Raw genomic sequence first — 3889 nt, 5'->3', positions numbered from 1 at the left:
ATTTTGAAAATTTTTTCCGTATTTTTTGAAAAATTTCTTATAACGTTTGGAATTTATTAGATTTTATGGAATTTTGCTAGACCTTTTAAAAATTCGCGGCGGTTTGATTTAGGCTCTAAAATTTCAAGTGAAATTTTGCAGATAATTTAGCTTGGAATTTTAGCTGCAACCTATCTTTGCAGAATTTATTAAATTCCTAAAAAATTCTAATCAAATTTTAGAATTTTATGATTTTTAAACTCCTGCAGCAAAAACTTATGAATAAAAACTCACTTTGATACTATCGCGACAAATCAAATTAGCATTTTTAACGCGCAATATAATAAGCATTTAAAATAATTACTCTAAAATTTATTTTGAAATTAATTTAAACTCAAATTTTTGTTGTTCTTAGTAAAATTATACTTATAATTTTACATAAAATTCTACGAAATAGCTTCATATAGTTAAAATTCCATCGTTATTAAATTTAACGGCATGTTTGTTTTTTAATTTACGTCAGATAAACTTTATAAATTCCAGTAAAGCTTTCAAAAAAGATTTACGGTCTAAATTTTGTTACGAAAATTTTAGTTTAAAGCTTTATATCTAAATTTTAAATTTTAGCGCAGCTATTTGATAAGGCGCTTTCAATTAAAACTATTAGCGAATTTTAATGCTAGCACTTATCCATAAATTTATCTCTAGCCTATAAAATCACACTACGCCTTTAATTTAATAAAAATTTTGCTACTATGCGTGAAAAATTTAAGGAGCTTCATGCAATCAGGCAAATTTACTCTCGCGATCATCGCGGTGAATATCCTATTTTTCGTAATTTCATTCGCATTGGAATATTTTTTCGGCTTTAAGTCCTACCTGTTTTTTGGGCTCAATCCGTATTTTTTCGAAGGGATGCCGTGGCAGCTACTAAGTTCATTTTTTATGCACGGCGGAGTGATGCATCTAGCTATGAATATGGCGGTTTTATATCAATTTGGTGGGATTTTAGAGCGAGCGTTCGGTGGGATAAAATTTACGCTACTTTACATCGTAGGCGGGCTGCTGAGCGGCGCTTTGTGCCTGATTTATATCCGTTATGCCATGAGCATGGGAGAAATCGTCAATATCGTAGGCGCTAGCGGCGCTATCTGCGTGCTTTTAGGCGTGATTGCTTATTTTGATGAACGCAATGCGGGTGGGATTTTTATCGCGATTTTGATAATAAGCTTTGCACCGATGCTAATGGGTATAAATGTGGCGTGGTATGCGCACATAGCGGGATTTGTGGTCGGTTATGGCTTTGGAATGATCCAGAAAAAATTTAGAATTTTGTAGAATTTAACGCTAAATTTTACATAAAATTTTGTGAAAGGATGCAGATGAAACGGATATACTTTATAAGACATGCCGAGGCGCAAAGCGGCAACGGAAGCGATTTTGAGCGGACATTAAGCCAAGTGGGCGAACTTTGCGCAATTAAACTCGGAGAAAAGCTGCGTAGCTTGGGACTTACGCCTGATTTAATTATTACAAGCTCGGCTATGCGTGCACTCCATACGGCGCAAATTATCGCTAATGCGTTGGATGCGACAAAAAGGGTAGCGTCATTGCGAGAGTTATACGACGCAAGCTTATGGGATTTGGCAAAGTTTGTTCGCAACTTGGATGAGAAACGATTTTTTGGGTGCGGTGTGAATGTAGAAAAATACAATACGGTTGGTCTGAATAGCGAAAAACCTCGCGACGCAAACGATGAAAATTCTGCTTTTAAGAGCACTAAAATTCCCGCTAGCATTAGCGAAAATAATGCGATATCTTGCAACAATGTAGAAATTTCTAGCGCAGATATTGTGCAAAATTTTAATGCAGCTAGCGCGGAATGCGTATTTATCGTTGGACATAATCCGACAATAGGCGCAATTTGCTCGCTTTTAGGCGAGAAGGAAGTCGATAAATTTCCTCCTTGCTCGATTTGCGGCTTAGAATTTGACGTTCATAAATTCTCAGATATTACCGATCATAGCGGTAAGATGGTAATGCTACAATGCCCTTAATTACGCTTTTAACGCTTCATAATTACAATCGGACGGCTCGTTAGTGCATAAGGCTAATTTTTGCCAAGCATTGTCATATACTCATAAACAAGACTGCGCGGTAAAATTAGCAAGTTGTTTTTGAGATAACTTTAAATTTTAAAAAATTTCCAATGATGTGGCTCGCCTTAAAATCGTAGACTAAATGAGTCAGAAAACTAAATTTCATATTTTTAGATGATCGAGTGTTAGCACTTTCGCTTGAAATTTCATTTGCTTTGTAAAAAGCTTGAGTTTAAATTTTTCGGACGAAAATTTCGTGCTGAAATTTTCTCAAAAACATAAATTTATTGAGAAGAATAAAATTTATTAAGTAAAATTTAATAGTAGTCGTGGTATCATTCCCTAAAAATTTTGATAGGGAATTGATAATGAGACAATACGAAACTTATAGATGCGAAAAATGCGGCGCGGAGGTCGAGGTGCAAAAAGTAGGCGGCGGCGCGCTTAGCTGCTGCGGCGAGCCGATGAAATGTATCACCGAGGATCTGACGCAGGTAAATTTAATGAAGGCGTTCGCAGGCGAGTCCCAGGCGCGCAACAAATACGATCTTTATGGCGATTTGGCCAAAGAGGCAGGCTTTCACGCCATTGCGCGACATTTTTACGAGGCTGCCGAAAACGAAAAATGGCATGCCAGAGCTGAGCTAAAGGCGCATCATGCAGCCGCAGGCATTCCGCTTGATAAAATGGATAAAAATCTGCTTGATGCTGCCGCCGGCGAGCGCTACGAGCACGAGAGCATGTATCCGAGCTTCGCTAAAATCGCGACCGAAGAGGGTAAAAAAGAGGTTGCGCGCCTTTTTAACGCTATCGGCAAGGTCGAGCAGGAGCACGAGCGCGAATACAACGAGCTTCAAAAGATCCTGCTAGAAGAGGGCTTTTTTGAGAGTTTTGATGAGGAAGTTTGGGTGTGCGAGGTCTGCGGCCACGTTCATCGCGGCAAGAAAGCTCCCGGCGCCTGTCCGCTCTGCAAGGCTCCGCGCGAGTATTTCAAAAAACAAAGGCTTGTTTAATTTTGATGCTTGCGGCACGGCGTTTTTGCGATAGCTTTCGAAGCCGTCGCAAATTTCGTTTATTGTCGCGAGCTGATCGTTCAAATCTTGGCTTAAAATTTTGCGCGAGATTTCGTCTTTTTGCTCCTTTTTGCCGCGAATTCCGTGGCTAGACGAAATCTCGGGCTAAATTTATTTAGCCTAAACTCCTTTTCTTATCCCCCTAAGAAATGAAATCCTGCTCGCAAGAGCGGGATTTCTGTCGTAAAATAAATCTAAAATAATCATGCCGATGATTTTATCTTTTTAAATTTTATTAGAAATTTATATATGATTCTATCTCTTTAAATTTTTAGTGGAAATTTCTATATGATTCTTGCGCTGTTTACGAAGCAAGCTTCGCATCGGTAAATTTCACAGCAAACTTTGGTGGCAGAATCTTTTGTGTCTTTAATTTTAAGGCGAATACGGTGCGATGAGAATTTGAAAGCAAATCAAACTATAAAATTTCGAGGGTTTAAATTTTAAATCAGAAATTCCATCCTTGCGGAATTTGCAGATAAATTTTATATCCGCTACCTCTTAATATGTCGATTATCTTTTGCTTATAAAATCCTCGGATGAAATCCCGTATCGTCAAAATTTAAATGAAATTTTGCACTAAATTTATCTGGAATTTTAGGCAAAATCACATGAGAAAATCTAAAAAGTAAATTATTCTATATTCCAAAAGAGTAAAATTTTAGATTCTTTTGCGATCAAGCTCTAAGGCTCGCGCGTTAATTTTAAATTTTGCCGAGTTAATGAGTTAAATTCTAA

The 3889-nt window shown here is 37.4% G+C and carries 3 protein-coding genes; all 3 read left to right on the top strand.

Annotated features, from left to right (window positions below; all coding sequences use genetic code 11):
* Positions 1-759 precede the first annotated feature (759 nt).
* A complete protein-coding gene (locus Q0095_RS02235; RefSeq protein ID WP_297880959.1) occupies positions 760-1317 on the top strand; it encodes a rhomboid family intramembrane serine protease in 558 nt (185 codons plus the stop codon).
* A 44-nt stretch (positions 1318-1361) separates the two neighbouring features.
* On the top strand, positions 1362-2036 hold the full coding sequence (locus Q0095_RS02230; RefSeq protein WP_297880957.1) for a histidine phosphatase family protein: 675 nt from the start codon (positions 1362-1364) through the stop codon (positions 2034-2036).
* Between the two features lie 410 nt (positions 2037-2446).
* Positions 2447-3091 (top strand): ferritin family protein, encoded by a 645-nt coding sequence (locus Q0095_RS02225; protein ID WP_297880955.1) that lies wholly within the window; start codon positions 2447-2449, stop codon positions 3089-3091.
* Positions 3092-3889: the final 798 nt, after the last annotated feature.

Origin of the sequence: uncultured Campylobacter sp. (genome assembly GCF_938045535.1) — a bacterium.
GTDB lineage: Bacteria > Campylobacterota > Campylobacteria > Campylobacterales > Campylobacteraceae > Campylobacter_B.
Note: the sequence above shows the minus strand (reverse complement) of the source record. Positions and strands in the feature narration are given on the sequence as shown.